This window comes from Pseudomonas sp. DE0010, from assembly GCF_007680745.1.
GTDB lineage: Bacteria > Pseudomonadota > Gammaproteobacteria > Pseudomonadales > Pseudomonadaceae > Aquipseudomonas > Aquipseudomonas parafulva_B.
Genome location: NZ_VEJQ01000263.1, coordinates 1 through 246, shown reverse-complemented (window position 1 = coordinate 246; position 246 = coordinate 1). Strand labels below are relative to the sequence as shown.

Annotated in this window: 1 protein-coding gene; it reads right to left on the bottom strand. The window is 69.1% G+C overall.

The window, feature by feature from the left end; translation table 11 throughout:
• Positions 1 to 200, bottom strand: a 200-nt coding sequence (locus FS767_RS22475) for a substrate-binding domain-containing protein (protein WP_371921613.1), incomplete at its 3' end; no start/stop codon positions are given.
• Positions 201 to 246 lie beyond the last annotated feature (46 nt).

The window sequence follows — 246 nt, the reverse complement described above, 5'->3', positions numbered from 1 at the left end:
ATCTGGCCATAGAGCTGGCCGGTGGCGCCGCTGGAAATCACCAGCTGATGGCCGGTGTCCTGGGCGAAGCGCTCGCCGATGGCCTTGAGCGGCGCGCTGAAATTGGCGGCCACGGCGACCTGGACCTCATCGGCCAGGGCCGGGGTGGCCAGGGCCGCGGTGAGCAGGGAAAGCAACAGGCGGGAACGGCTGGATGGCATCGGGCTTTCTTCCTCGGGGCTGGCAATCCCTCCGCAGCCGCAGGAC